This is a genomic window from Catellatospora bangladeshensis, assembly GCF_016862575.1.
In the GTDB taxonomy this organism is placed as follows: Bacteria; Actinomycetota; Actinomycetes; order Mycobacteriales; family Micromonosporaceae; genus Catellatospora; species Catellatospora bangladeshensis.
The window spans coordinates 1-594 of sequence record NZ_BONF01000113.1; the positions used below are offsets into that span (position 1 = coordinate 1).

General features: G+C 65.3%; 1 protein-coding gene. It reads right to left on the bottom strand.

Annotated features, from left to right (window positions below):
• Positions 1–594 (bottom strand): sulfate adenylyltransferase subunit CysD (gene cysD, locus Cba03nite_RS39475; protein ID WP_203757732.1); only part of this gene is annotated, 594 nt, incomplete at both ends.

The window sequence follows — 594 nt, forward strand, 5'->3', positions numbered from 1 at the left end:
CTCACCGGCCCGCGCCGAGATGAACTCGTTGACCGCGAACAGCATCCCGTCCCGGTTCACGACCTCACGCTCATGCGCGTAATAGATCGACGGCAGCGGGATCTCCTCCCGCGCGATGTAATGCCAGATGTCCAGCTCGGTCCAGTTCGACAACGGGAACACCCGGATCGACTCACCCGGATGATGCCGCCCGTTGTACAACGACCACAGCTCAGGCCGCTGATTCTTCGGATCCCACTGCCCGAACTCGTCCCGGAACGAGAACACCCGCTCCTTGGCCCGGGCCTTCTCCTCATCCCGGCGCGCACCACCGAACAGCGCATCAAACCGGTACTTGTCCACCGCATCCAGCAACACCGGAGTCTGAATCCGATTCCGCGAACCACCGGCCGGCTCCGACACCAGCCCACGCGCGATCGCATCCGGCACCGACGCCACGATCAGCTGCAACCCCAGCTCGTCCACCCGGCGGTCCCGGTATTCGAGCACCTCGGGGAAGTTGTGGCCGGTGTCGACGTGCATCACCGGGAACGGGATCCGCCCCGGCGCGAACGCCTTCTGCGCCAGCCGCAGCATCACGATCGAGTCCTTGCC